Origin of the sequence: Caulobacter sp. (genome assembly GCF_017744445.1) — a bacterium.
GTDB lineage: Bacteria > Pseudomonadota > Alphaproteobacteria > Caulobacterales > Caulobacteraceae > Caulobacter.
On record NZ_JAGIBH010000049.1, the window covers coordinates 1 to 1028 of the forward strand.

At 73.1% G+C, this 1028-nt stretch carries 1 protein-coding gene and 2 pseudogenes; 1 reads left to right on the forward strand and 2 read right to left on the reverse strand.

Going from position 1 to position 1028, the window contains the following annotated elements; genetic code table 11:
* Positions 1-51: 51 nt before the first annotated feature.
* Positions 52-111: pseudogene (locus tag J7528_RS25645) on the forward strand (hypothetical protein); the annotation flags it as partial.
* 156 nt (positions 112-267) lie between these two features.
* On the opposite strand, the pseudogene J7528_RS25650 reads toward J7528_RS25645, so the two are convergent.
* Together J7528_RS25650 and J7528_RS23490 are read right to left on the reverse strand one after the other, a co-directional pair.
* Positions 268-468 (reverse strand): annotated as a pseudogene (locus tag J7528_RS25650) (hydroxymethylglutaryl-CoA lyase); the annotation flags it as partial.
* Positions 465-1028 (reverse strand): biotin/lipoyl-containing protein (locus J7528_RS23490; protein ID WP_291879685.1); only part of this gene is annotated, 564 nt, incomplete at its 5' end. The pseudogene J7528_RS25650 and the gene J7528_RS23490, both read right to left, overlap by 4 nt.

The following is a 1028-nucleotide window of genomic DNA, read 5'->3' on the forward strand; positions in this document are numbered from 1 at the left end:
ATCGCCAAGCTCATCGTCCACGACGCCGACAGGCCACGCGCACTGGCGCGGCTGGGTGCCGCGCTGGCCCAATGCCACGTCGCCGGGCCGAAGACCAACCTCGCCTTCCTCGAGGCGCTGGCGCTGCACCCGGCCGTGGTCGAGGGCCGGATCGACACCGGCTACCTGGATCGGCACCTGGAAGAATTCGTCACCGGCATCGGAGTGCTGCCGCACGCCCTGCTCGTTGGGGACCAGCACCGGGTAGGACACGCCGGGGGCGCGCCGGATCCCGGCCATCACCTCGGCCGCGTCCGCCAGCTGCGGCACCCACTTCGGGCTGACGAAGCTGGTCGCCTCGATGCTGCGCAGGCCGGTGGCCGAGAGCCGGTCGACCAGCGCGATCTTGTCGGCGGTGGCGACCGTCGCCGCTTCGTTCTGCAGTCCGTCGCGCGGGCCGACCTCGACGATGCGGACGAAGTCGCTCATGCCCGTTCCACACTGCTGACCACACCGGTGGCGGCCGCATCGGTGGCGACCGCATCGGCGACGATCGCCAGCACCGTGTCGGCCTCGACGAAATCGCCGGCCATGGCGCGCAGTTCGGACACCACGCCGTCGCGCGGCGCCCTGACCGTCAGTTCCATCTTCATCGCCTCCATCACCAGCAGTTCGGCGCCCGCGGCCACCGCCTGGCCGGGGCTGGCCTTGACCAGCACGATACGGCCGGGCATCGGCGCCAGCACGCGGCCGTCTCCGCCGGCTTCGCCGCGGCCCTCGCCGCGTTCGGCAGGCAGCAGGCGCAGTGTCCGGCGCCGGTGGCCGTCGTGCAGTTCCAGCGCATCCCCGTCGAAGCGGACCGCCAGGCGCCGTCCCTGACCGTCGATACGCAGTTCGAGGACGCCGTCGGCCAGGCGTGCGGCCGACACCACCGAGGCGGTGCCATCGACCTCGATGTGCCAGTCGCCGCGGTCGCCGGCCGCGGTCGCCCTGTGGTCCTGGCCGCCGTCCTGCAGGCGCAGGTGACGGCCGGCGCGGCCGTGCAGTCC